This is a genomic window from Sunxiuqinia sp., assembly GCF_055140945.1.
The window spans coordinates 13,931-39,177 of the sequence record NZ_JBSQYS010000003.1; the positions used below are offsets into that span (position 1 = coordinate 13,931).

A 25,247-nucleotide genomic window follows, 5' to 3' on the forward strand; every position below is an offset into this window, starting at 1 on the left:
TAGTCATCAAAGTATGAAAGACCTTTACGGGTTACTCAAACGGTTTACTCCACCTTACAAAGGGAAGGTGATTCTGAATATTCTTTTTAATTTTCTTGGCGCCTTGTTCGGGGCTTTTTCCTTTGCACTGCTTATTCCTGCGCTCGGAATTCTGTTTAATACTCAGGAATTGGTGACTCAAAGGCCTGTTGTTGAATCATTCAGCATCGAAAAGATGACCGAGTTGTTTAGCTATTTCATCAGCCAGGTTGTTATCTCATCAGGTAGCGAACGTGCATTAATTTATATCGGCCTTTTTATTGTTTTAATGGTTTTTCTGAAAGTAGGATTTACTTATGCTGCCAGCTTTGTTATGGTTTATCTGCGTAACGGAGTGGTGCGCGATATTCGGGCACAGATGTATCAGAAAATCCTGGAGTTGCCATTGGGCTTCTTCTCTGACGAGCGCAAAGGAGATATCATTGCACGAATGACGGGTGATGTGCAGGAAGTGGAAAATTCGGTGATGAATTCACTGGAAATGCTTTTCAAAAATCCGTTTATCATTCTCATCTCACTTTTGGCGATGATTTATATGAGTTGGTCGCTCACGCTTTTTGTTTTTGTTTTGCTGCCGATTGCCGGTTTTGTCATTGGTCGTGTTGGTAAAAGCTTGAAAAAGAGAAGCATGAGGGGGCAAGATAAAATGGGTGATATTTTGTCAATCACAGAAGAGGACATCTCCGGCTTACGTGTGATTAAAGCTTTTAATGCAGAGAAGAAGGCTTATAATCGATTCAGCCGGGAGAATGAATCCTATTTGCAGATCATGAACAAGTTGATGTGGCGTAGGTTTCTGGCTCATCCGATGAGCGAGTTGCTCGGTACAACTGTTATTATTATTGTTTTGTGGTATGGAGGAGCTTTGGTATTGAAAAATGAAAGTTCCTTGTCGGCAGAAGCGTTTATTGGTTACCTTGTTTTCTTTTATAATATAATTAATCCTGCAAAGGCGTTCTCTACAGCGCTTTATAGTGTCGAAAAAGGCTTGGCATCGATGAATCGGATTGATCGGATTTTAGGTCAGGAGAATACCATCAAGGATAAGCCTGATTCTGTTGATAAAAAGGACTTTAAAGATAAGATCGAGTTTCGTGAAGTGAGCTTCAAATACGTCAACGAGAATGTGCTGAAGCGGGTCACTCTCGGTGTGAACAAAGGCCAGACTATTGCATTGGTTGGTCAATCCGGATCCGGAAAAACGACCTTGGTTGATCTGTTGCCTCGTTTTTGGGATGTTTCCGAAGGAGGGATTTTTATTGATGGGACTGATATTCGCGATATCAAATTACACGATTTGCGTAACTTGATGGGGAATGTTAATCAGGAGCCTATTTTATTCAATGATTCGTTTTATAACAATATTGCCTTTGGAGTTGATCACGTCACCGAGGAGGATGTTGTTAGTGCTGCGAAAATTGCGAATGCGCACGAGTTTATTTCGGCTACCGAAAATGGCTACCATACCAATATTGGTGATCGGGGAGATAAGTTGTCAGGAGGCCAGAAACAGCGGATTTCTATCGCACGGGCCATTCTTAAAAATCCACCGATTTTAATACTCGATGAAGCAACTTCCGCCCTAGATACAGAGTCGGAGAAGTTGGTACAGGAAGCTTTGGAAAACCTGATGAAAAACAGAACCTCCTTGGTAATTGCCCATCGCCTGTCAACCATTAAAAATGCCGATGTTATTTGTGTGCTTCATAAAGGACAGATCGTTGAAAAGGGAACTCATCAGGAGTTGATTGAGTTAAAAGGCCGTTATCACAAACTACACCAAATGCAAGTGTTCTAATCAGAACAGATTTCAAATTCAGCTTAAAGTTGTATCTTCAAATTCGCAAATTACTAAATCTATTTTTTTATGAATTTGAAGTTTAATTTACTAGTCATTAGTTTCTTTTTTGTCGCTTCGTTCTACACCGCGAGCGGACAAGAAAAAACATCCTATAAACTGATAGAGTCTGTTCAATATCGGGAAGATACTGTTCTTACTGATTATATGAAAGAGCGTTGCCGCTTGGATTTATACTACCCGGACGGCAAAACAGATTTCACAACGATCGTTTGGTTTCATGGTGGAGGAATAACCGGCGGTGAAAAGCTTATTCCCGAAGAGTGGAAGAACAAGGGACTAGCCGTTGTGGGCGTCAATTACCGCTTAAGTCCAAAAGTTAAGTGTCCGGCATACATCGAAGATGCCGCAGCGGCGGTTGCCTGGGTGTTTAATCATATTGAAGAGTACGGTGGCGCTGTTGACGAAATCGTGGTCTCCGGTCATTCAGCCGGCGGATATTTGACAAGCATGGTCGGCTTGGATAAAAGGTATTTGGATAAGTTTGAAATTGATGCCAATCAGATTGCAGCACTAGTTCCGTTTAGCGGACACACGATTACCCATTTTACAATCCGTTCAGAACGAGGTATTCCCGGAACGCGTCCTATTGTCGACGAGTATGCACCTTTATTTCATGTTCGAAATGATGCTCCGCCGCTTTTTCTAATCACAGGTGATCGTGAGCTGGAAATGTTAGGTCGTTATGAAGAGAACGCCTACATGTATCGGATGATGAAGGTTGTTGGTCATCCGGAAACTTATTTGTACGAGCTTGATGGATTTAATCATGGAGGTATGGCAAAACCTGCGTTTGAGCTTACCTTGAGTATTTTGAATGAATTGAATTTGAACTGATGCTTGCTGTTTGGGCAAAAGTTTAAGAAGCTGATACAAAGTCGTGTTTGCGGCTAGCCTTATTAAATTCCTTAGGTTTTATTATGCGATTCTTATTCAACTCAAATTACCTCTTGATAAATCTGATGAATTTTTGCAACTGCATGTTCCCACTTGATATTTGCTGATTCTAATTTCCCATTTTTGATCATCATTCTTGAAAGTGAAGGATAGGAGAGAATCGCATGAATGGCATCAGCCATAGCACGAATATCCCAAAAATCAACTTTGATAGCATGCTTCACCACCTCTGATACTCCGGATTGTTTTGAAATAATTGAAGGGACTTCGTTTTGCATAGCTTCTAAAGGGCATATCCCAAATGGTTCAGAAACCGAAGGCATAACAAAAATGTCGGATAGTTTGAGCATTCGACATACATCACTGCCTTTTAGAAAACCTGTGAAAAGAAAATGATCTCCGAGATGTGATGCAGCCACTTTCCTAATCACCTCATGATACATGTCGCCATCTCCAGCCATGATAAATATTATTTCCTTCATGTGCTTGATGACCAACTCCGCCACACGAATAAAATATTCTGGTCCTTTCTGAATGGTAATTCTTCCTAGAAAAGTAACGTATTTTCTATTTCCTTTATCCGGCAGATTGTCTAACTCCGTTGTATGGTTGTATTCGACACCGTTGTGGACAGTTTTGCACTTTCCAGCTGAAATATGGTACTTCCGGATTACTATATCGCGCGTTCGGTTGCTGACACATATGACGCTATCCGCATACTCCATTCCAGCTTTTTCAATTTTATATACTGCCGGGTTTGCAATTCCTCCGCTTCTGTCAAAGTCGGTGGCGTGAACATGAACAACCAAAGGCTTTCCAGATATTTTTTTTGCTGTAATGCCAGCTGGGAAAGTTAGCCAATCATGTGCATGAATAACATCAAACGTATTCGTTTGGGCAATGTATTCACTAATTACCGAAAAATTATGGATCTCATCCATGAGGTTTGAACCATATTTTCCTGAAAATAAAATCGCATCTGTAATATCAACCGTTGAGGAGGTTTTTATCTTGTCTACCGTGGTACTTTCAAGAGTTTTGAGATACTTGGGATCAGTGTACGGTTTAATATTAGATTCTACCCCAATACACTGAACAGGTATTTTTAAATTTTCAAGATGAATTTTACTTTTGATGAGGTCGATTTGATTAGCTCCAATTAGATTAATCCTTTCGGGGTTTTCATTGCCATAGGTCTTGGGCATTACAAATGTGATGTCCACATTTTTTAATGAAGATAGACTTTTTGTTATCCCATAACAGGCTGTGCCAAGACCTCCTGAAATATTTGGAGGGAATTCCCATCCAAACATAAGAACCTTCATGTCTCAGGGTGTTTTAGTGGTTTACAAAAGTTTGACCTATTCAACTTGTATAATGTCGTTTGAGTTTGATACAAACTATACTTACATCAAAGTTGCACTTTGAAGTTTAAGAGCTCCTTCTTCTGTATAATTCATCAAGAATTGAGAAATTTAAGAAGTTGTCGTTTAAATCTCTTCATGAATTTCCCATTCAACTACGTAATGAAAATCATCTCCCTGGCAATGGATCCCTTTATCGTCTGTATACGGTTTGTATAGGTGATGCTTCTCTTTACTTTTTTTTAGTGTTTTCTGGTAGTCGAGATCATGGTCCAACTTTTCAAATTGGGACTTGATTGCTGATGCAAGGTACTTTTCCATTTTTTTTTTTGATCATTGCAAACTAAAAAAGAATGTCAAAAAACATAAGGATCAATGAGTAATAAGCAAGTGCGCGATAGCATTAAGATCAAAGTTATAACAGAGAGTTCGGATCGGATGCAAAATGGGCTAAAATGAGTTGAATTGAAATTGGTAGTAAAGAATACGCAAAGGAATGAAAAATGTTAGTGTGATTTTCTTTAGATTTAGTTCTTTTAACAAATACTAACATGTCGAGTGAGACAAATTTGTCTTGTTCCATAAACAACTCCTAGCAAAACAAATATCAAATTTGGATGAGTTACAGGCTCAAATACGATTCTAAAAGCTCAGTCTGCTATTTATGTGCCTTGTGTTTTTGGATGACACCGAAAGGGATATTGTTTCAAATCATTATAAATTTGTGACTTCAAAGTAAAATTGAAAAGGGCCTGTCAGATGACAGGCCCTTGAGAAAGCTACAGACTTAAAGGCTGAAGAAATTATTAATTGTAGGCACTTTCTCCATGTTCATATACGTCAAGTCCTTCTTCTTCGATGCGTTTTGAAACGCGAAGTATGTTGGCCTTTTTCAAGATTGTGAACAAGATAAATCCACATCCTGCAGACCAAACAAAGAAGGCTAATACTCCGATTGCTTGGATACCCAGTAGACTGGCACCATTTCCGTAGAACAGTCCTTCTGAAGTAGAGAATAGACCTACTGCTAACGTACCTAATGCTCCACTCACTCCGTGAACAGAGATGGCGCCAACAGGGTCGTCAATTTTCAATACTTGGTCGAAGAATTCAACAGCAAATGGTAATACAAATCCCGCCATAATTCCAATCAATACTGCACCCATTGGGTCAACAGCATCACAACCGGCTGTAATGGCAACTAAACCAGCTAAAGCTCCGTTCAGTGAGATTGATAGTGCTGGGCGCTTATAGCGAACCCAAGCTACTAGCATTGCAGTAACAGCACCGGCAGCTGCAGCTAAGTTTGTGGTCACAGCAATATGACCGATCGCTACAGCATTGTCAGTTCCGGCAGCAGCCAATTGAGATCCAGGGTTAAATCCGAACCAACCGAACCAAAGGATAAATACACCAAGTGCACCTAAAGCCAGGTTGTGTCCAGGAATCGCTTTCGCTTTTCCGTCTTTTCCATATTTACCAATACGTGGTCCAATGATTGCAGCACCCGCTAAACCTACCCATGCACCAACTGAGTGTACAATAGATGATCCGGCAAAGTCATGGAAGCCCATTTCGCTTAACCATCCACCACCCCAGGTCCAGTGACCAGAAATTGGGTATATTAATACTGTAATTACAATACTAAAGATGAGGTATGATTTGAATTCCGTACGTTCAGCCATCGCTCCTGATACAATTGTAGCAGCAGTTGCGGCAAAAACAGTTTGGAAGAATAAGTCAGCATAATCTGAATAGTTATCACCATAACCTTCGCTCATGAAGAATAGGTCGGGAGTTCCAATGAATCCGCCTATTGAGTCTCCATACATTAAGGTAAATCCGATAATCCAGTATAATAAAGAACCGATTGAAAAGTCCATCAAGTTTTTCATCAGGATGTTTGCCGTGTTTTTAGAGCGGGTAAAACCTGCCTCTACCATTGCAAATCCTGGCTGCATAAACATCACCATAAAAGCGGCGATCAATAACCACATGTTATCTATGCCTATCTGTAGGCCTTGTAAAGTTTCGTCCATGATATATCTAATTTTTTATGGTTATTATTCTTCTTTTCCTTTGATGAACAATGACTCATCGCCAAACTCTCCTGTGCGTATGCGGTAAGACTCTTCGATGTTTGAAATGAATATCTTTCCGTCCCCGATTTCACCTGATCTACCGGCTTTCATAATTGCCAATACCGTCTTTTCCACATTTTTATCCCGTACAATAATAGAGAGGATTGTTCTTTCAATCGTGCCGGTGTCGTAAATCACACCACGATAAGCGCGCTCTTGTCTTGTCTGCCCAACTCCCCGAACGTCCCAAAAGGAGAAGAATTCGATACCAGCTTCATGAAGTGCGTCAGTTACTTCATCAAACTTGGTTTTTCTAATAATTGCTTCAATCTTTTTCATCTCGTTAGAAAATTTTAAATTATAATGATATGCCTACAACAATGAAAAACTGCTCAGTTTCAGGATTCAGAATAGCAGATCCAGAAACAGGCAATGAAAATGAATCACTGATTTTAATTTCTTTAGAAGTACCGATTCCAACGTTGCATACTGCAAAGTCACCACTAGGAGTATGCCATCCATCTCCTGCTCCTAGGAATAGATCTACCGTGCCTGCGCTTACTCCAATCTCATAATACATATCACCTCCAGCAGATGCAGCACCACCTGCCTCATTCAAGATGTAATTAGCTGCCAAACTCAAAGCACCAGTTTCAAATCCAGCGTTGATTTCAAATGCATGAGCACCAGTTGCTGTACTGTAATCGAAAAACTCAGTCCCCGGATAGTAATAGTCTGTTAATCCAAGACTCAGACCAAAATCAAATCCGTAAGCCAAATAAAGATCCATTTCCTGGAATCCATCATAACCTTGTGATCCCCATGCTCCAATCGAGAATCCACCCGAAGTAAAATCGACATAAGGTTGCAAGGAAGGGCCACTAAAATTAGTACCACGCCATACATAACTACTGTATAAATCAACTCCGGTACTCCAAGAACTCTCTTCCTGTGCTTGTGCGTTAAAAGCAAATGTACTCGCCAATACAAAAACTAAAAGTGTAAGTGTCTTTTTCATGATTCTAAAAATTAAAGGGTTTTAACTAAACTTTTTTAATAATCTTTTTTTCTTGTGTCTTGCTTTAACGTGTGATCTTTTAAAAATGCTCTTTTTTTTAAATGGACCCCATTATTTTCTTATCTCCGGTTCAAAAGTAGAGATATTTTCGATCGAGGTATGAAAAAAGCGGGGGTTCAAAATCAAATTAATAGTTAATTAACATTGAAACCCCTGTCTTACAAGGGGGTTCACTATAAGGAAATGGAGTTTTTGTGGAAATATGTCAGAAATAGGAGGGGTGTTACATCAAAAAATGATTTTTTGAGTAAAAAGTAAGCTGCAAAACAAGAAAAATGTCAAAATGAAAAAGAAATAACTAAAAAAGAATAAAATGGTATAATTGTGGAATAAAAGTAGAATATGGTCAAATTATATTAAACAAGTGTGCTATTTTGTTTTGACCAAGTATGTTGTTCCCAGAGAACGTTCCCTGCTTGAAGGTAAAATAAACTGGATACCCGTTCGGTAAACACCCCGATGCTTAAATTGATAGATTGTATCAATCGTTGTATTCAGCTTTTTAATGTCGTTTAAACCTTCCCCGTAGCAAAATATCCAGGCATTTGGTTTGGTAACTGCAATTTTGAGTTCAGTAGTATCTTCTATAAGCTCTGCTCCGTCTCTTCCGTAAAAGAATAATTCGAATTGTTCGTAATCGTAATTGAATAGCTGCGCTTGTTGAGATGCCTCTTCGTTAAATTTACGGGTTGCAACAATCGATGATTGGTACTGAAAGATATAGGGGAGGATGTGGGTATTAATAAAGAAGCTAAGTAAGGTGATGATTAGCATTGATGGGGCAAAGAATCGAATAAAGCCATCTTTTTTTGTGCTGTATATATAATACGTCATTGCAAGAGCAGGAATAACAATTAGCCAGTAGCCGACTTTTGTTAGTGGAAAGAGGTAAGTGATAAACAACAATAAGCAAATCCACAGCAAGGCAACTACGGATGCCTGCAAACGAAAGACAATTTTATAGATCAAGGTATTCTGATCAGATAAAAGTCGGTTGAGCCACTTTGCGAGCAATACGGTCAATAGTGGCATGACAATTAAAATATAATTGGGCGACTTGCCTTTGGCTATCGATAGAATGATAAAAAAGAACCAGATACCTCCATGTAAAAAATAGTCAGCAGGAAGTGCCTGTTTTTTCAGGAGGCTTTTCATTTCTAAAAAAACAGCAATAAATAATACAAAGCCCCAGGGCGCAAATAGGTATAAAAGTGTATGCAGGTAGAAAAAATAATCGGTGTTTGCTCTGGCGACGTAAGTTCCGGCAATTCGTCCAAAGTTATTTGTCCAGAAAAAGAATTCCAGACCTTCCAATCCTAGCTGGTTGTACAGCCCGTAAAAGGCAGGAATGGCAGTCGTGAAAGTAATCGCCAGACCCAGTAACCATTTGGGATGAATCAGTTGTTTGTATTTACGATTAAAAACCAGATAGAATATTACCGCTGTAGCCGGAACAAAAACACCAATCGGTCCTTTCGTCATCATAGATAGTCCCACTCCTGCAAATCCGAGTATGAAATTGAGTGTCTTCTTATTTTTCAAATATTCATAGAGATGCCAAAGAGCAAAAGCCATGTTTGAAAGCAATACAATATCGGTGTGTACATCAACACTGTAGAGGTAATATATTTCGGAAAAAGCAAGTAGAAGAGCCGCTATTTGTCCGGTTCGTTTATCGTACATGCTGGTTCCAAGCTTGTAAACACAAAAAATACCGAAGAACCCATATAAAACCGGGAAAAATTTAAAGCTGAAGTTGCTGACTCCGAATAGGTAATACCCTAGTGTTGACAACCAAAACAAAAATGGAGGTTTTTCTTTATACGGATCGTCATGGATCGAGAGATTGAAGTAATCGCCTGAATGAAAGATATTTTTAGCAATTGCTCCATATTTAGCGGCGTCGCCCGCAATGTCTACAAATAATCCTACAAAATAAACAACTGCAGCAAAAACTGCCAGAAGAAGATAAATTTGTCGATTTTTTGTATTTGTAAACATGGAGTACGTTTTGTCGGTTTATTGAATATGAATTGGGAGAACTTGCCCGCGGTTGCGTTCAATAGTTTGTGTAAATATTGAAAAGTTTTGTTCTGTTTCCAGCGTTTCTTTTGCAATTTTATATTCCATGTTCATTTCTTCACCAGGCTGTAGTTCTGCTTTTTCGGTAAAGTTGTATAGTGGAATACGGTCAATCTCTTTCCCGTTTTGTGCGTATCCAATCGACGGCTCAGAAGGGTGGTTGAGAAAAATCGTTTTATCTGAGTGGTTTTTAAGATTTAGTGACGCAATAAACAAGGTTGGCGTTTCTTTGATTTGATCAAGTCTTAATTCTAATTTTTTGATCGATTGAAAATCAGGACTAATGGCCGTGGTAACTTTTTTCCCATTTGGTAACTCAATCAGATGGTCATTCAACATGCGGTCGGGGATAACAACAAATAGCGTATCGCCTTCGCCATAGGCTTCATCATTCCATAAATCAAATTGAGAATAACGATAACCCGGTGTTGCTAATAGAATTGCTTTTTCGCCGGTGTAAAACTGATACATTCCCGGTGACGCCCAATTGCTGAAGAACGCAACTTTGTAGCCATTGGCCATATCTTGTATTTTTTCTGATGTTGCTTCCCGGTTATAAAAGGCTAGTTTTAGCATTCCCACATTGGGAATAAAATTAGCTGCCAGGTAAAACCGGAATAGGAAAAAAACAACAACAATGGGGAGAGCCAGCCGCTTGAACCACATTTTCGTTTTTGGATGTTCCACAATGATCGGATAAGCAGCCAACATCAGTAAGGGAGTGATGGCGCTTGTCCAATGTGCTTCAATTCGGTTGTAAAAACTTAACAACAACAGGACGCTGTAAAATCCGATAATGGTAAAAATAATTGCCCTTCGAAAAAGGTTGCCATTTGTTTTAAACTTCCGGAGACTGTAAAAAATAATTACACCGGTTAATGGCCCTGCAACTAACAGTTGGTTGATGATGTTGTCGCCAAAATATTTTAATTGCACCGGCTTTGATCGGTCGGATAAATGGTATTTAAAGGTTGGAAAATGATTGTCAATTTGCCAGATAATATGGGGAAGTAGCAGCACTATTGCTCCAGCAAGAATTCCCCAGAAATATTTACTTTTCAGTAGTTTTAGGTTCGATAACACAACTAAGCCTAAAACCAGAAAGGCATGATATTTACTGTAGATCATGGCGGCTGCTAAAATCGCGAGCAGTGTTGAGAACTTCCACGAAGGTTCTTCTAAAAAACGCCTGTAGGTGAGGAAAAATAAGAGTGTGAAACAAACCAGTGGGGCATCGGGCAATGCCAGAAATCCGGCAATGTGTGTATGGAATAAGGGGAACGATAGCATGAAGATGCTCAGAAAGACCATGTCTTTTTTTTCGTTCAGCTCATTCATGATTAGTGCAGCTGTAAACGTTGTTAGCAGAACGGAAAACAGTCGTGCTCCAAGTTCATTGTGAAAAAGCGAGTCGCCCAGAAAAATTAAAAAGGCCGACATTGGTGGATGATCAAAAAAGCCCCAAGCCAAATGTTTCGAATACAGCCAATAGTACGACTCATCGGCATGCATCTCAGTGAAAAATGACTGGATGAGATTGATTGCCAGCCAGCCAGCTAATAATAGGTAATGTTTTTTCTCCAGGTTGTTTAGTAATTTCATGCCTGTTTATTTCAGTTTGACCAGGTAGAGCGGTTTTAAAACTTTTTCGCGCTTACTGGGTAGTATAAATTTTCCTCCTTCATGAAGGTAAAGGTGCTTAAATTCCAGCGTTGTGTCAATATCCGCTTTAAATTCTTTCAATTCTTTTATTCCTGTTTCATCAGTAAAAACCCACGCTCCTTTTTCTTGTGCAATTTGCTTTAGTTGTTTGAAGTTTTCCAGCTGCTTGGCCTCCGGTTCGCTATAGAAAAACAGTTCGTATTGCCCATATCGATAGTTGTATAAATTTTCTCCTTCATTTGCGTGCTCATTGTAGTAACGGGCTGCTTTCGGAGGAGCCTGATGTTTAAACATAAAAGGGAATGCGGATGCATTCAGGTATAACATTAAAGCGGAAACTGCAATGATTGAAGGTAATAACAAGCGTGCAGCTTTATCTTTAATTTTTCGGTAAACGAAAAGGGTTAGTGTTAAAAAAGCAAGCCAAAGAATCCAGAAGACGGGGTTTCGGGATGGGAAAAAGTAAAGTGTCAACCCCCAAATTATTATCCATAACAATCCGGTCACAATATTCTGAATAATGAAAAATGGCTTGAATAATTTTTCTTTATTAACAAGTGCCTCATTGATCCATTTTGCTGTTAAAACTGCAATCAGCGGAAATAGAATAAACATGTAATTGGGAAGCTTGCTTCGGGAAACTGAAATAATCAGGAAGAAAACCCAAATTCCGGCTGTGGTATAGTACTCATGAGCTTTAAATTTATTTTTGAATAGTTGCTGAAACTCGAGAAAAGCCGCAGCAAAAAACAACAACGACCAGGGTAAAAACAAATAAGCAAGATTGTGCACGTAAAAGAGATAGTCGGTATTGTTGGCGCTAACGTATTCGCCGGTCATCCGTCCAACGTTATTTCCCCAGAAGAAAAACTCAATGCCTCCCCATCCAAATTGGTTGTACAAACCAATAAGAGCGGGACTGGCAACTATAAATGCAACAAGGATTCCCAAATACCAACGATAGTCAATTAAGGATTTGTAGTTTTTGCTGAGTAAAAGATGACCGCCAACAGCAAATCCGGGGATCGCCATTCCAATCGGGCCTTTGGACAGCATGGCCAGTCCAATACCCACAAATCCCCAAAAGCAATTGATTGTTCGTTTCGATTTAATAAATTCATAAAGTTGCCAAAGCGCAAAAGCTACAAAAGCTTGCAGTGGCGTGTCTGTATGGATGTCCATACTGTAGAGGCTGTAAATTACCGAGAAAAATAGCAGGCTGGCTGCAATGAGGCCTGTGTTTTTGTTGTATAAGCTTCGGCCCAGTTTGTAGGTGGAGAATATGCCAAAGAGTATCAACAGGAAAACCGGAAGCTTAAACCAGAAGTTAGAAATTCCGCCAATGTGGAATCCCAAGGCTCCAAGCCAGAAAAGCATTGGTGGTTTTTGATCGTACGGATCTCCGTGAACGGTCAGGTTGATGTAGTTGCCATGTTGAACAATTTCTTTGGCTACGGTGGCGTATTTTCCGGCATCGCGGGTGAAATCAACAAAAAAGCCAAAAAAATAACTGACCAAAGCGGTCAGTGTCATCAATATAAAGATGCGTCTAAATAGTTTGTTTTCAAGCATAATGCCTTTGCTGTTTCTTTAATTAGGAGCCTTAATAATTGAAATGTAAAGTTGGCATTTTTTTTATTATAAGTAAAGGATTTCTTTTCGAAGGACGGCGCAAAACTATAATGTCTCCAAAATCAGTATATTTGGGCAAAATTTTAGGAGAAACGAGATTTTATTCTACCTCAAATGCGGTAGTTCAACGATAAAAGATATTTAAAATGAAACTTTGGGACAAGGGCGTATCTGTAAATAAATTGATTGAAGAATTTACCGTTGGTCAGGATCGGGAGTTGGATCTTTATTTGGCTAAGTTCGATATTTTGGGATCGATGGCACATACCACCATGCTTCAAAAAATAGGATTGCTGGAGAAAGACGAGCTTGATAAACTGTTGGTCGAGATGAAAAACATATACAACTTGGTTGAATCCGGCAATTTTACAATTGAAGATGGTGTCGAGGATGTGCATTCGCAAGTGGAGTCCATGCTCACGGAGAAGTTGGGAGACGTTGGTAAAAAAATTCACAGTGGGCGTTCTCGCAACGACCAGGTTCTGCTGGATTTGAAGTTGTTTGCCCGGGAAGAAATTCGCCAGTTGGTTGAAGCCGGGAATGAATTGTTTGCGACACTTATGACGCAGGCCGAAAAAAATAAAGAACAACTTATGCCCGGGTATACCCACCTGCAAGTTGCTATGCCGTCGTCGTTTGGCCTGTGGTTTAGTGCATATGCCGAAAGCTTGGTCGATGATTTTACACTTTTGCAGGCTGCATTCAAAATTACCAATCAAAACCCATTGGGTTCTGCTGCTGGCTACGGTTCTTCTTTCCCGCTGGATCGGCAAATGACAACTGATTTGTTGGGATTTGATACAATGAACTACAATGTCGTTTATGCGCAGATGGGACGAGGGAAAATGGAAAAAACAGTCGCTTTTGCAATTTCGTCGATTGCTGCTACCTTGTCCAAACTCGCTTTTGATGTGTGTTTGTTTATGAGCCAGAATTTTGGTTTTGTTACTCTTCCTGATGAGTTGACAACCGGCTCGAGCATTATGCCGCATAAAAAGAATCCTGATGTATTTGAATTGATTCGTTCGCACTGTAATAAGTTACAAGCACTTCCAAACCAAATCACCTTGATGGTAAATAACCTGCCAAGTGGTTATTTCCGCGATTTGCAAATCGTGAAAGAGGTTTTTCTTCCGGCTTTCGAAGAGATGATGAGTTGTATTAAGATTGCCAATTTTGCATTGGGCGAAATGACAATCAAAGAGAATATACTGGATGATGAGAAGTATCGGTACGTGTTTAGCGTTGAGGATGTTAATCGTTTAGTGCAAGCGGGTGTCCCATTTCGGGATGCTTATGTGAAAGTTGGGAAGCAGATTCAGAAAAATGAATATCAACCCAGCAAGGAAGTTAATCACACCCATGCCGGAAGTGTTGGAAATTTGTGTTTGGATGAAATTCAATTAAAAATGGATCAAGTGATTCATTCATTTCAGTTTGAAAAAATGAATTCTGCTATTGAAAGACTGTTAAAATAGTATGCGACTGTTAATTAAACGTTATTTCTAAAAAGAGGACCGGTAGGGGTGAGTTTTGTCATGTTTTCGCCAAGTATGGTGAGTTCCACTCATTTACGAAAAGCAAACCAGAAAGTAAAGGTTTTTTAACATGTTGTCGAGCATGCAATGTGGCTCGAAAAATTGGATGTTATTACATTTATCGTTATTTTCGCTTTCACTTCATAAGTATTTTGTGGGTTTTGCTTAATAATTTAAAGTAGTTCGAAATTACTTCAAACTACTAATGTTGTGTCTTGTTGCGAAGTCGGGAAGACAGCGGGTGATAAAAAATTAAAAATGAATAAATGATGCAGTTAGGATTTCCAAAAGAAAAGGGCTTATACCGCTCTGAATTTGAACACGGGAGCTGCGGCATTGGATTTGTAGCCAATTTGAAAGGCCGAAAAAAGCACAGTGTAATATCTGATGCTTTATCCATGCTTGCAAGGATGGAACACAGAGGGGGAACCGGGTTCGATATAAAAAGTGGTGACGGGGCTGGAACGTTGATCCAGATTCCTCATGAACTATTTATGGAAGAATGTCCTAAAGATGGTATTAAACTACCTACTTTTGGCAAATATGGCGTGGCCATGATTTTCTTCCCTAAAGAAGACAGAAAACGATCTGAATGTAAAGATATAATCTCTCGTAACCTTCATAAATTTGGTTTGCCATATTTGGGTTATCGTAAGGTTCCGGTTGATAACTCTGATCTTGGAGTTGATTCAAAAGCAACCGAACCCAATATTCAGCAACTGTTTATTGGGAAACCTGAGGACATGTCGGGCGAAGAATTCGACCGTAAATTATTTGTCTTCAGAAAATATACTGAGCGTTTGTCGCGTGAGTCAGTTGCGGGACTGGGACACGACGGGATGAATATCATCTCTTGCTCGTATAAAACAATTATCTATAAAGGACAATTAACTACCGAGCAGGTTTCATTATATTTTAAAGATTTGACCAATCCGTTGGCGGTAAGTGCTATTGCATTGGTTCATTCACGTTTTTCTACCAATACTTTTCCTTCCTGGAAATTGGCTCAGCCGTTCCGCTATATTGCGCATAATGGTGAGATTAATACGAACAAAGGGAACGTGAATTGGATGCGTGCCCGTGAAGCACTGCTGGAATGTACAGCATTTACACGCGAAGAATTGGAAATGATTTTCCCAATTTGTGATTTGCAGGCATCGGATAGTGCCAACCTTGATATGGCTATCGAAATGTTGGTGCTAAGTGGAAGATCTCTTCCTCATGTATTGATGATGTTGATTCCGGAGGCATGGCAAAACGATCCGCATATGGATCCTAAAAAGAAAGAATTCTACGAGTATTATTCGGCCATGATGGAGCCTTGGGATGGACCGGCTTCGGTTTGTTTTACTGATGGAGTATTGGTCGGTGCCACACTCGACCGTAATGGATTGCGCCCATCTCGTTACTGTGTAACAGATGATGATACGCTGATCATGGCATCAGAAACGGGAGTAATTGACGTAGATCATTCGAAGGTTAAATCTCGTGGCCGTTTGCAGCCGGGAAAAATGTTTGTTGCTGATTTGGAACAAGGCCGCATCGTGTCTGATGAAGAAGTGAAGGCTGAAATTATCAGTAGCAAACCTTATGGCGATTGGTTGAAGGAAAATATGACCTACATTGACGATCTTCCATCGATTCCTGATTTGGAATTGAAAGATCCTGATGAGAAAACTGTTTTCAAAAGACAAAAGGCCTATGGTTTTACTCACGAAGATATCGAAGTGATTTTGAAGCCGATGGCGGCAACCGGAAAAGAAGCGATGGGATCAATGGGAGCTGATAACCCATTAGCTGTTCTGTCTGATCGTCCGATGCATCTGTTCAATTACTTCAAACAATTATTTGCACAGGTAACCAATCCACCAATTGATCCAATTCGTGAGCGAATTGTGATGGACTTGAGAAGCTACGTTGGTGGGTTTAAAAATATATTGACAGAGTCTCCCGAGCACTGTCGCAGGATTGCGATTCATCAACCGGTATTGACTAACGAACAATTGGTTAAGCTTACCTATGTTGATCATACGCATTTCCAAACCAAAAAAATAAGTACTGTTTTCCATGCTGATGGAAAGCCGGGAACCTTGGAGCGTAAATTAGAGCGTTTGTGCGGCTATGTGGAAGATGCGATTGATGAAGGATATTCAATTATCTTATTGACTGACTTCTCGATAAGTACCGACCATGCGCCAATCCCTTCAATTTTGGCCGCCTCTGCAGTTCATCATCACTTAATCCGCACCGGAAAACGTGGTAAGGCTGATATCATCATGGAAACCGGCGATGTAAAGGAAGTACATGATTTTGCAGTGCTGTTGGGTTATGGTGTTTCAGCCGTCAACCCTTACATGGCAATCGACTCCATTAAGCAAATGGTGAAAGATGGTGTTCTTGGTGATATTGCGCAGGCGAAAGCCATTAGCAACTATGTAAAAGCAATTGGTGGTGGCTTGTTGAAAATTTTCTCAAAAATGGGAATTTCAACATTGGCATCGTACCAGGGTGCTCAGATTTTTGAAATTTTGGGTATCAATTCCGAAGTGGTCGATAAGTATTTCACAGGTACCGTTAGCCGTATTCAAGGCTTGAGCTTGGATGACATCGCTAAGGAAGCTATGATGCGTCACCGAAAAGGGTTCCCTACCCGTGAGGGAGGAGCGAAAGTTCTGGAGCCCGGAGGTGAGTACCACTGGAGAGTCGATGGTGAGCGTCACTTGTTGAGCCCAAAAGCAATTCAACTGTTGCAAGAGGCTACTCGTAAAAATGACTTCGAGAAATATAAAAAATATTGTCAGCTTGTTGATGACCAAACAAAAGCTGCGTTTACCCTGCGTGGGTTGATGGAGTTTAACAGTGACCGTGAACCGATTTCGATTGATGAGGTTGAACCGGCTGAAAATATTCTGAAACGTTTTGCAACCGGGGCAATGTCTTTCGGTTCTATTTCGTGGGAAGCACATACAACACTGGCAATTGCCATGAACCGAATCGGTTCTAAGTCGAACTCAGGAGAGGGTGGCGAAGACCCAATTCGTTACACGAAACTGCCAAACGGCGATGATATGTGTTCTGCTACGAAGCAGGTTGCATCAGGTCGTTTTGGAGTGAACAGCTACTACTTGAGTACGGCTAAAGAAATCCAGATTAAAATGGCTCAGGGAGCTAAGCCAGGTGAAGGTGGTCATTTGCCGGGACATAAAGTAAATGGATGGATCGGACGCGTAAGAAACTCGACTCCTGGAGTCGGATTAATTTCACCTCCACCACATCACGATATCTACTCGATTGAAGATTTAGCACAGTTGATCTATGACTTGAAAAACAGTAATCGAGATGCACGTGTCAACGTAAAATTGGTTTCAGAAACAGGAGTTGGAACAGTTGCTGCCGGAGTTTGTAAAGCAAAAGCCGATGCGGTATTGATCTCTGGATATGACGGAGGTACAGGCGCATCTCCATTAAGCTCTATTAAACATGCCGGATTACCGTGGGAGCTTGGTTTGTCGGAAACACACCAAACGCTGGTTCGTAACCGCTTACGTAACCGTATCGTTGTTCAGTCAGACGGACAGATGAAAACATCTCGTGACTTGGCTATAGCAACTTTGTTGGGCGCCGAAGAGTGGGGGGTTGCAACTGCAGCACTTGTTGTTGAAGGATGTATCATGATGCGTAAGTGTCATAGCAACACATGTCCGGTTGGAGTGGCGACGCAAAATGAAGCCTTGCGTAAAAAATTCACAGGAAACCCGGATCATGTGGTTAATTTCTTCGAATTTTTGGTTAACGGTCTTCGTGAGATCATGGCTGAGCTTGGATTCCGTTCAATTGAGGAAATGGTTGGACAGTCTCAGGTTCTGAAATTCAAAGATGATATTGATCACTGGAAGTATAAGGGATTAGATTTAAGTCCGATTTTATATAAAGAGACCTTTGGCGAAGAACAAGGTTTATTCTGCAGCAAAGAGCAAAATCACTTGATGGATAACATCCTTGATTGGCAATTTGTCGAAAAAGCACAGGAATCGATCAAAAATGGCAAAAAAGTTAAAGCTGAGTTCCCGGTAATTAATACCGATAGGAGTGTGGGAACAGTCCTTTCACATGAAGTAACCAAAGTTTATAAAGGTGAAGGATTGCCAGATGGGACAATTCACTACAAAATGAACGGTTCAGCCGGACAGTCATTCGGTGCTTTTGTTTGTAAGGGTATTGAATTAGAAGTTGAAGGTGATGCCAATGACTATTTCGGGAAAGGACTTTCCGGTGGTCATCTGACTATCTATCCTGCAAAAGGGGTACAGTTTATTCCTGAACAAAACATCATTGTTGGTAATGTGTGTTTCTATGGAGCCACCGGAGGTAAAGCCTATATACGTGGAGTTGCTGGAGAGCGTTTCTGCGTGCGTAACTCAGGAGCCGAAGTTGTAGTTGAAGGAATTGGAGATCATGGATGTGAATACATGACCGGAGGTAAAACTGTTGTTCTTGGAAAAACAGGACGGAACTTCGGAGCAGGTATGTCAGGAGGTATTGCTTATGTATTAGATGCTGAGGGCACTTTCCCTGAGTTGTGTAACATGGAAATGATTGAACTTAATCGGGTGGAAGATGAAAATGAGCAACAAGAACTGAAAGAGATGATCGAAAAGCATCTTCAGAAAACAGGTTCTTCTGTTGCCGAATTTATTCTTTCCGACTGGAAATATTCTGTTTCGAAGTTTGTAAAGGTTATTCCAACTGACTACAAACGGATGCTCACCTACATCGATAAAGCACGTAGCCTAGGTAAGTATGAAAAAGAATCTGATATAATTGATGCAGCATTTGATATGCATATTGCTGACATGTAATGATGATTATAAAGAGATAACATGGGAAAGCTAACAGGATTTTTAGAATATAGAAGAGTTGCCAATCCAACTCGACCAATTGACGAACGTTTAAAGGATTGGAATGAGGTTTATGTGCTTCGCGATAAAGATACTTGCGAAACACAAGGAGCTCGTTGTATGGATTGCGGTGTACCATTTTGCCATCGTGGCGAAATGTTGCACAACGGAGCTTCGGGGTGTCCGGTTTATAACCTGATACCCGAGTGGAACGACTTAATTTATAAAGGTCGTTGGAAAGAAGCTTTGGATCGACTTCACCATACCAATAACTTCCCCGAGTTTACAGGACGAGTTTGTCCTGCGCCGTGCGAAGCAGGATGTGTGTTGGGAATTAATGAACCCGCTGTAACGATCCACGACAACGAACGAACCATTATCGACAATGGTTTTGAAAATGGTTGGGTCGTTCCGGAACCTCCTGAAACAAGAACTGGGAAAAAAGTTGCAGTTGTTGGATCTGGCCCCGCCGGATTGGCTGCTGCGGCTCAGTTGAATAGAGCAGGACACACGGTTACTGTATTTGAACGTGACGATCGAATTGGTGGTTTGCTGATGTATGGTATTCCGAATATGAAACTGGACAAGAAAGAAGTTGTTCAACGTCGGGTAGATGTACTTGCAGCGGAAGGTATCATCTTTAAAACGAATGTTGAAATCGGTAAAGACGTCAGCTCTAAAAAGCTGATGAAAGATTTTGATGCTGTTGTATTGGCTTGCGGTGCTACTAAGCCAAGAGATCTTCCGGTGGAAGGTCGTAAATTGGATGGTGTTCATTTTGCGATGGAATTTTTGTCAAAAAACACAAAGAGTCTGCTTGACTCAGAGTTGGAGGACGGAGAGTACATTTCGGCAGAAGGTAAAAATGTTATCGTAATTGGAGGTGGTGATACCGGAACCGACTGTGTGGCAACCTCTTTGCGCCATGGATGCAAAAATGTGAAGCAGTTCGAGATTATGCCGAAACCTCCGGGCGAGCGCAATAAAGATGCTAACCCTTGGCCTGAATGGCCAGGTTCGCTGAAGATTGACTATGGCCAGCATGAAGCTATATACAAGCAGGGAGAAGATCCTCGTGAGTACTCGGTGATGACCAAAAAATTCGAAGGTGAAAATGGTAAACTAACCGCAATTCATACGGTGCAGATCGAGTGGGCTGTAAACGAAGAAGGCGGGCGATACCCAAAAGAAATTCCCGGAACAGAACGTAGACTGGAAGCTGATCTGGTATTATTGGCTATGGGTTTCCTGGGACCTGAAGATAAAATCGCTGAAGAGCTTGAAATGGAGCGGGATTACCGTTCAAACTATAAAGCTGAATACGGCAAATTTGCTACGAGCATCAAGAAAGTTTTTGCTGCCGGTGATTCACGCCGCGGACAATCGCTGGTTGTTTGGGCCATCAACGAAGGACGTGCTGCTGCACGTGAAGTTGACCTGTTCTTGATGGGAGACACCGTGCTGCCATAAGAGTACAAAAGACGTAATTATTATAATTTTCTATTTACAAGCGAGGCTCTGTTGATTCACAGAGCCTCGCTTCTTTTTTTCTAAATAACCGTAAAATCGAGCTTTTTTCCTTAGTTTCCACAGTTGCCCATTTCCTTTAGCAAGGCTTCTGCAAATTTTTGTCTATCCGAAGCCGAATCGTATTTCTTTTCCATCTTTCGAGAAAGCTCAGCCGCTTTTTCCGCCAATTTGCTGCTTTCTTCCATAAGGGAAGCATCTCCAGCCATTACTTTTTGCATTAATTCTTGCGCTTCGCATTGAAGCTCTGCAACTTTCTTGGCATCGCTTTCAATCGGATTGGCACAGCTTGCAAGCATAAACACAGTGAACGTCAGCATTGCTAGAATTTTCATTGTTTTTTTCATTGTTGGGGATTTAAATTTTTTGTTTATAGATATGATTTTGGAGATTATTTTCAGTTTCTGTTATCGTTGCTGGTCTCTTATCTTTTGTGAATTAAATTTCTATCTAGCTTGAAAATTTTTAAGATGTATTGAACTGTTAATCAAAGGTGCTGGAGAATTAAGGAGCTTTGTTTCCTTGTAGATGATTATATTGGTCTCCATAAAACTGAACTCCCTGAATAACTGGGATACTAGTATAAATATCCAAATTTTATTGAGTAACCAGGTGTCCTTCATCTTTATCCAGATAAAAAAAATATTTTCATCTTTTTCAGTTATTCTTTAACCAATTTTCCACTTTGACTATGACCATTTATATCAATAGTATATACATATATTCCGTTAGTTATACTTTCAAGACTGACTTTTTTAGAACTACTGATTTTCCTTGTTATTACCTTCCTTCCTTGTAGATCAAAGAGTTTGAAAATAGCTTGCGAATAAGAATCCGGAAAATCAAATTTTAGATAGTCAGAAACTGGATTCGGATAGATTTTAATTGTTTCGGATTCTTTTTCATCAATATTGGTGATTTTTCTTTCTGAATAATGGTAGATGCCTTTGATATAGAAATTATCAGACCAGTCATTGCTTTCATCCGACCACTTATAGGAATAATAAAGTGTCTGGTTGCCCAAATCATTGTATTCGTATAAGTATTTATTTTTACCTGCCCACTGATTACTAACGATATCCCAATTATAAGAACTATATAGCGTACGGTTGCCATTATTGTCGAATGCATTATCGTATTTATTGGTTCCTACCCAACGGTTATTAGTTACATCCCAATTATAATGCTCATATTGTATTTGGTTACCGTTTTCGTCAAAAGCAAGTTCATATTTTTCATCTTTTACCCACTGATTTGTGTTTATGTTCCAATTGTAATAACCAATTAATGTCCGGTTACCTTTGTCATCATAAGCGTATTCTCTTCTATTGCTACCTACCCACTGATATGTCTTTGCATCCCAATCAAAATAACTTTCAAGGACCAGACTATCTTTACTATTATACTCGTACTCATTTTTCCATCCATATGTCTGCATCTGGCCGTCGACATCCCGATAGTAATAGCTCTCGACTAAAAGGTTTTCATTATTGTCATACTCATACTCATATTCCTTTTTAGTAGAAAGCTCCCACTTATAATTACCTCCAAAATAAGTATTTAAAAGAGTTAAATTTGAATTATCGTCATATTCATATTCGTAATGCCATATACCTTTCCATTCATTATCATCCAGCCTGTAATCAGTCTTTGATTCCAGCAAATCATTGGCATTATATTCGTATTCATCTTTCCACCGAAGTAACCAATCATTAGTGGTTGCATCCCACTCATAATGTTTTAGCCGAATCAGATTATTTTTACTGTTATATTCGAAGTCATCGTGCCTATCCCCATAAAGCTGGTTGTCATACCACTCGTAATTAATCTCCAAAATCATGGCTCCACTGTTGTCCCATTCATATTTATCCTTAATATGCCATTGATTCGTATTTGTATTCCACTCATAATCAATATCTAGAATCATGGCTCCTTCGCTATTAAACTTATGTTCCCGTTTCCAGTCCCCAATCCATATCTGAGAGCTGCTATTCCAGGTATAATAACCGTGTATGGTTTGAAATCCCATATCATCATATGCAGATTCTTCTTTCCGATCACCTATCCAATCTTTGGCATGTACATCCCAATTGTATGTGATCTGAGTAGTTTGATTTCCTAAATCATCAAAAACACGTTCAATTTTCCATTCTCCCTCCCATTGATCTGTATTTATATCCCATTTGAAACGACTTTGAAGAGTTAAATTTTCGTTGGTATATCCGTATTCCTGTTTCCAGATATTTCCCCATTGGCCAGTACTCTCGTTTAATTCTGAAAACTTTTCAAGATTTAGTTCACCACTACTATTATATTGATATTCGTATTTTGAATAAAATATCCACGTATCGTTGGTTTTGTCCAATTTATAATTAGCTTGTAATATTCGCTTCCCGTTATTATTGTAATCCATCAAATATTTGGCACTACCATATTCTTGCCCAGCTTCTGTATCCCAACTGAACCAAATAATACTGTCGAGTTGCTGTTTGGTATCTAAGGCCGATTTTAAAATGGCTTCCTGATCTCCCGGCTTGCTATTTTCAAACTTTAATTGAGGAATTGCCTTTCTTAGTTTAGGTGTTGCAAAAGTTTTACCCTCTTTTTCGACCTTTGTTTTTGTTTGGAACTTAAAATCGGGTAATTTTTTATTCTGACCAATTGCAACCGATGTAATCAATAGCACCAGTATCGCTGCGAAATAAATTTGTTTCATAATCAATGCTCTACATAGGGTTTTTATATCAGAGAGGTTAGCTGAATATACTAAGATTAAATTTTTAATTTAATCTCTCACTCTTTTAAAAGCTATCTCGTAATAAGTTGTATCATCAGGTTCCCATCTGAAATGAAGTATTAAATTTGTCGCATCTAACTTGGCAATGTCAAATTCCCTATCTTCAATTGTCAATTTTCCGTCGCTTAAAACCCAACTCCCTTCAACTGGTATTATTTCAATAACTTCAACATTTCCTTTGCAACTACCATCACTTTTGAATTCATATACATAATTTTCCAACGGCCCTTCATATGAAGTTGACCATTCTCCCCCTCCATCGGATGAATGCGCTGAGGAAGAGGTCGCTTTCCAGTTCCCAATAAGCATACTTTCTGAAGTGACTTTTGGCTCATTATCCTTTTGGCAGCTAACTATGGCTACAAGCACGACACTGCATAAAAACACTAACTTCATTATGTTTTTCATAACTAAATAAATTTTTAGGATTTTAATTTTAAAAAAGGAATCGTTTTTCAATTTAACCTATTCCACCCGAATATCTGATTCATGAAAATATCCGGTTTTGTTACCGAGCAACTGAGCCTGATACCACTCCCCGACCTGATTTAGAACAGTAAGGGAAGTACTTCCCGGAATTTGTCCAACTACTGTTGAACTGGAATTTGGCTCAGCATAGGCAGTCACCCGTTTGCTTCTCGATCCTTTGGTTGTGAGTTTCTTTGCCAGTGTGGTTTCGCCACCTTCTTTGTATTCAAATGGTTCGATAACAATGCCCAGATGAGCAAGAGCTTCCATGAGTTGGCTTCCACTTTCTGCTCGCTTATACGCTTCGTAGTAACCATCGTTTTTGTCATTTAGCTGATGAGCAACACTGAAGCACTCGCAGGCATGTTCGAAATCGCCGACAACTTCATACAGCACGCCAAGATTATAGGCAACCTTTGGGTTATAATTGTCTTCATCGTATATCGCTTTGTACAATTTATAAGCCGATGTAATTTCACCACGCTCAACGTAGTTATTGGCGTCTTTGGCGCGGTCGCGGTATTCTTTTACTTTAATCGTCTCCATTTGGTATTCAACCTCAACGAAATGGGGGCAGAAATAATTAACCAGTACACGGGCTAGGTCTTTGCATGCATCGCCGGCAATAGCTGTGGGAGACTGTAGACTGCTGTATACTGGATAGGCGCTGTTTGTCTTGGCTTCGTCAACGCGCGTCGCTTGTTCACTAATGGTTCCAAGTATTTCACCTGATTCTACAGAAAGAATTTTCATCCGTGCTTCGCAAGTAACTGTTCTTTTAGATTTGTATTCGTTCGAAACAAGACTTGATCTCTCGTGAGTGTCGTTTGAAGAATAAGAGATACTTCCAGTGATAATGGCATCAATGCCAAGTACACGTCCAATAGCCACGGCCTGGTCATCGCGTACTATGTCGCTATTTTGAAGATCTTGTTCTGCAATAACCTGGTTCAGCTTGTTTCGCTCCACTAATTGGAAAATGTTAGTCCGGAATCCTTTTACAAATACACGCGAAACATCATCAGCACCGCTACTCTCACGGAAGAGGTCGGTCATCATGTAGTCGGCTAGTTTTGTTCCTAAATCAGCTCCCGACTCTTTGGCAAACTCGCTGCTCAGGTTGCTAAAATTTAATACGGCAATTTTATCTACGTCAGTCAGGATGACCTCTGGTGCGTTAATGACATAGGCTTTGAACTTAGTGGCAAAAGGATTAAATGTCTGTCCCCGGACACTTGAAATTAATAATCCGGTAAATGCAATAAGTAGAATTTTTCTCATGATAATACTGGTTTTTGAATTAAACTTGGGGTCTAATTTGTTGAA

The 25,247-nt window shown here is 40.0% G+C and carries 17 protein-coding genes; 5 read left to right on the top strand and 12 right to left on the bottom strand.

All coding sequences use genetic code 11. From position 1 onward, the window contains the following. The first annotated feature begins 13 nt into the window (after positions 1 to 13). Positions 14 to 1,837, top strand: coding sequence for an ABC transporter ATP-binding protein (locus ACTB00_RS01620; RefSeq protein ID WP_463298205.1), 1,824 nt, complete (start codon positions 14 to 16; stop codon positions 1,835 to 1,837). 69 nt (positions 1,838 to 1,906) lie between these two features. Further along, a complete protein-coding gene (locus ACTB00_RS01625) occupies positions 1,907 to 2,734 on the top strand; it encodes an alpha/beta hydrolase (RefSeq protein ID WP_463298206.1) in 828 nt (275 codons plus the stop codon). 101 nt (positions 2,735 to 2,835) lie between these two features. Here ACTB00_RS01625 and ACTB00_RS01630 read toward each other — a convergent pair whose 3' ends face one another. The 8 genes from ACTB00_RS01630 to ACTB00_RS01665 form a co-directional block, all read right to left on the bottom strand. Further along, positions 2,836 to 4,119, bottom strand: coding sequence for a glycosyltransferase (locus ACTB00_RS01630; protein WP_463298207.1), 1,284 nt, complete (start codon positions 4,117 to 4,119; stop codon positions 2,836 to 2,838). 165 nt (positions 4,120 to 4,284) lie between these two features. Next, positions 4,285 to 4,479: a hypothetical protein gene (locus ACTB00_RS01635; protein ID WP_463298208.1), complete on the bottom strand. Its 195-nt coding sequence runs from the start codon at positions 4,477 to 4,479 to the stop codon at positions 4,285 to 4,287. A 485-nt stretch (positions 4,480 to 4,964) separates the two neighbouring features. Then, the gene (locus ACTB00_RS01640; RefSeq protein WP_463298209.1) at positions 4,965 to 6,197 is read right to left on the bottom strand and encodes an ammonium transporter; all 1,233 of its coding nucleotides are present in this window, start codon (positions 6,195 to 6,197) and stop codon (positions 4,965 to 4,967) included. 24 nt (positions 6,198 to 6,221) lie between these two features. Continuing rightward, positions 6,222 to 6,578 (bottom strand): P-II family nitrogen regulator, encoded by a 357-nt coding sequence (locus tag ACTB00_RS01645; RefSeq protein WP_159520108.1) that lies wholly within the window; start codon positions 6,576 to 6,578, stop codon positions 6,222 to 6,224. A gap of 19 nt (positions 6,579 to 6,597) precedes the next feature. Beyond that, positions 6,598 to 7,257, bottom strand: coding sequence for a TorF family putative porin (locus ACTB00_RS01650; protein ID WP_463298210.1), 660 nt, complete (start codon positions 7,255 to 7,257; stop codon positions 6,598 to 6,600). A gap of 429 nt (positions 7,258 to 7,686) precedes the next feature. Further along, the gene (locus ACTB00_RS01655) at positions 7,687 to 9,318 is read right to left on the bottom strand and encodes an ArnT family glycosyltransferase (protein WP_463298211.1); all 1,632 of its coding nucleotides are present in this window, start codon (positions 9,316 to 9,318) and stop codon (positions 7,687 to 7,689) included. 18 nt (positions 9,319 to 9,336) lie between these two features. Beyond that, positions 9,337 to 11,001: an ArnT family glycosyltransferase gene (locus ACTB00_RS01660; RefSeq protein ID WP_463298212.1), complete on the bottom strand. Its 1,665-nt coding sequence runs from the start codon at positions 10,999 to 11,001 to the stop codon at positions 9,337 to 9,339. A 6-nt stretch (positions 11,002 to 11,007) separates the two neighbouring features. Continuing rightward, positions 11,008 to 12,633: an ArnT family glycosyltransferase gene (locus tag ACTB00_RS01665; RefSeq protein ID WP_463298213.1), complete on the bottom strand. Its 1,626-nt coding sequence runs from the start codon at positions 12,631 to 12,633 to the stop codon at positions 11,008 to 11,010. Between the two features lie 206 nt (positions 12,634 to 12,839). Between ACTB00_RS01665 and argH the strand changes: the two genes are divergently transcribed. The 3 genes from argH (at position 12,840) to ACTB00_RS01680 (ending at position 20,599) form a co-directional block, all read left to right on the top strand. Then, the gene (argH, locus tag ACTB00_RS01670; RefSeq protein WP_463298214.1) at positions 12,840 to 14,171 is read left to right on the top strand and encodes an argininosuccinate lyase; all 1,332 of its coding nucleotides are present in this window, start codon (positions 12,840 to 12,842) and stop codon (positions 14,169 to 14,171) included. 326 nt (positions 14,172 to 14,497) lie between these two features. Next, entirely contained in the window at positions 14,498 to 19,090 is a 4,593-nt protein-coding gene (gene gltB / locus ACTB00_RS01675) for a glutamate synthase large subunit (protein ID WP_463298215.1), read from the top strand. A gap of 21 nt (positions 19,091 to 19,111) precedes the next feature. Then, complete coding sequence (locus ACTB00_RS01680; protein ID WP_463298216.1) at positions 19,112 to 20,599, top strand: glutamate synthase subunit beta; 1,488 nt, start codon at positions 19,112 to 19,114, stop codon at positions 20,597 to 20,599. Between the two features lie 110 nt (positions 20,600 to 20,709). On the opposite strand, the gene ACTB00_RS01685 is transcribed toward ACTB00_RS01680, so the two are convergent. The 4 genes from ACTB00_RS01685 to ACTB00_RS01700 form a co-directional block, all read right to left on the bottom strand. Beyond that, positions 20,710 to 21,003 (bottom strand): hypothetical protein, encoded by a 294-nt coding sequence (locus ACTB00_RS01685; protein WP_463298217.1) that lies wholly within the window; start codon positions 21,001 to 21,003, stop codon positions 20,710 to 20,712. A 314-nt stretch (positions 21,004 to 21,317) separates the two neighbouring features. Further along, complete coding sequence (locus ACTB00_RS01690) at positions 21,318 to 23,372, bottom strand: T9SS type A sorting domain-containing protein (protein WP_463298218.1); 2,055 nt, start codon at positions 23,370 to 23,372, stop codon at positions 21,318 to 21,320. 69 nt (positions 23,373 to 23,441) lie between these two features. Continuing rightward, on the bottom strand, positions 23,442 to 23,861 hold the full coding sequence (locus ACTB00_RS01695) for a hypothetical protein (RefSeq protein WP_463298219.1): 420 nt from the start codon (positions 23,859 to 23,861) through the stop codon (positions 23,442 to 23,444). A gap of 57 nt (positions 23,862 to 23,918) precedes the next feature. After that, positions 23,919 to 25,202, bottom strand: coding sequence for an SH3 domain-containing protein (locus ACTB00_RS01700; RefSeq protein WP_463298220.1), 1,284 nt, complete (start codon positions 25,200 to 25,202; stop codon positions 23,919 to 23,921). Positions 25,203 to 25,247 lie beyond the last annotated feature (45 nt).

Excerpts from the sequence above, each read along its gene's own strand:
- ACTB00_RS01620 (WP_463298205.1), top strand. The coding sequence starts at position 14 with ATGAAAGACCTTTACGGGTTACTCAAACGGTTTACTCCACCTTACAAA.
- ACTB00_RS01625 (WP_463298206.1), top strand. The coding sequence starts at position 1,907 with ATGAATTTGAAGTTTAATTTACTAGTCATTAGTTTCTTTTTTGTCGCT.
- ACTB00_RS01630 (WP_463298207.1), bottom strand. The coding sequence starts at position 4,119 with ATGAAGGTTCTTATGTTTGGATGGGAATTCCCTCCAAATATTTCAGGA.
- ACTB00_RS01635 (WP_463298208.1), bottom strand. The coding sequence starts at position 4,479 with ATGGAAAAGTACCTTGCATCAGCAATCAAGTCCCAATTTGAAAAGTTG.
- ACTB00_RS01640 (WP_463298209.1), bottom strand. The coding sequence starts at position 6,197 with ATGGACGAAACTTTACAAGGCCTACAGATAGGCATAGATAACATGTGG.
- ACTB00_RS01645 (WP_159520108.1), bottom strand. The coding sequence starts at position 6,578 with ATGAAAAAGATTGAAGCAATTATTAGAAAAACCAAGTTTGATGAAGTA.
- ACTB00_RS01650 (WP_463298210.1), bottom strand. The coding sequence starts at position 7,257 with ATGAAAAAGACACTTACACTTTTAGTTTTTGTATTGGCGAGTACATTT.
- ACTB00_RS01655 (WP_463298211.1), bottom strand. The coding sequence starts at position 9,318 with ATGTTTACAAATACAAAAAATCGACAAATTTATCTTCTTCTGGCAGTT.
- ACTB00_RS01660 (WP_463298212.1), bottom strand. The coding sequence starts at position 11,001 with ATGAAATTACTAAACAACCTGGAGAAAAAACATTACCTATTATTAGCT.
- ACTB00_RS01665 (WP_463298213.1), bottom strand. The coding sequence starts at position 12,633 with ATGCTTGAAAACAAACTATTTAGACGCATCTTTATATTGATGACACTG.
- argH (WP_463298214.1), top strand. The coding sequence starts at position 12,840 with ATGAAACTTTGGGACAAGGGCGTATCTGTAAATAAATTGATTGAAGAA.
- gltB (WP_463298215.1), top strand. The coding sequence starts at position 14,498 with ATGATGCAGTTAGGATTTCCAAAAGAAAAGGGCTTATACCGCTCTGAA.
- ACTB00_RS01680 (WP_463298216.1), top strand. The coding sequence starts at position 19,112 with ATGGGAAAGCTAACAGGATTTTTAGAATATAGAAGAGTTGCCAATCCA.
- ACTB00_RS01685 (WP_463298217.1), bottom strand. The coding sequence starts at position 21,003 with ATGAAAAAAACAATGAAAATTCTAGCAATGCTGACGTTCACTGTGTTT.
- ACTB00_RS01690 (WP_463298218.1), bottom strand. The coding sequence starts at position 23,372 with ATGAAACAAATTTATTTCGCAGCGATACTGGTGCTATTGATTACATCG.
- ACTB00_RS01695 (WP_463298219.1), bottom strand. The coding sequence starts at position 23,861 with ATGAAAAACATAATGAAGTTAGTGTTTTTATGCAGTGTCGTGCTTGTA.
- ACTB00_RS01700 (WP_463298220.1), bottom strand. The coding sequence starts at position 25,202 with ATGAGAAAAATTCTACTTATTGCATTTACCGGATTATTAATTTCAAGT.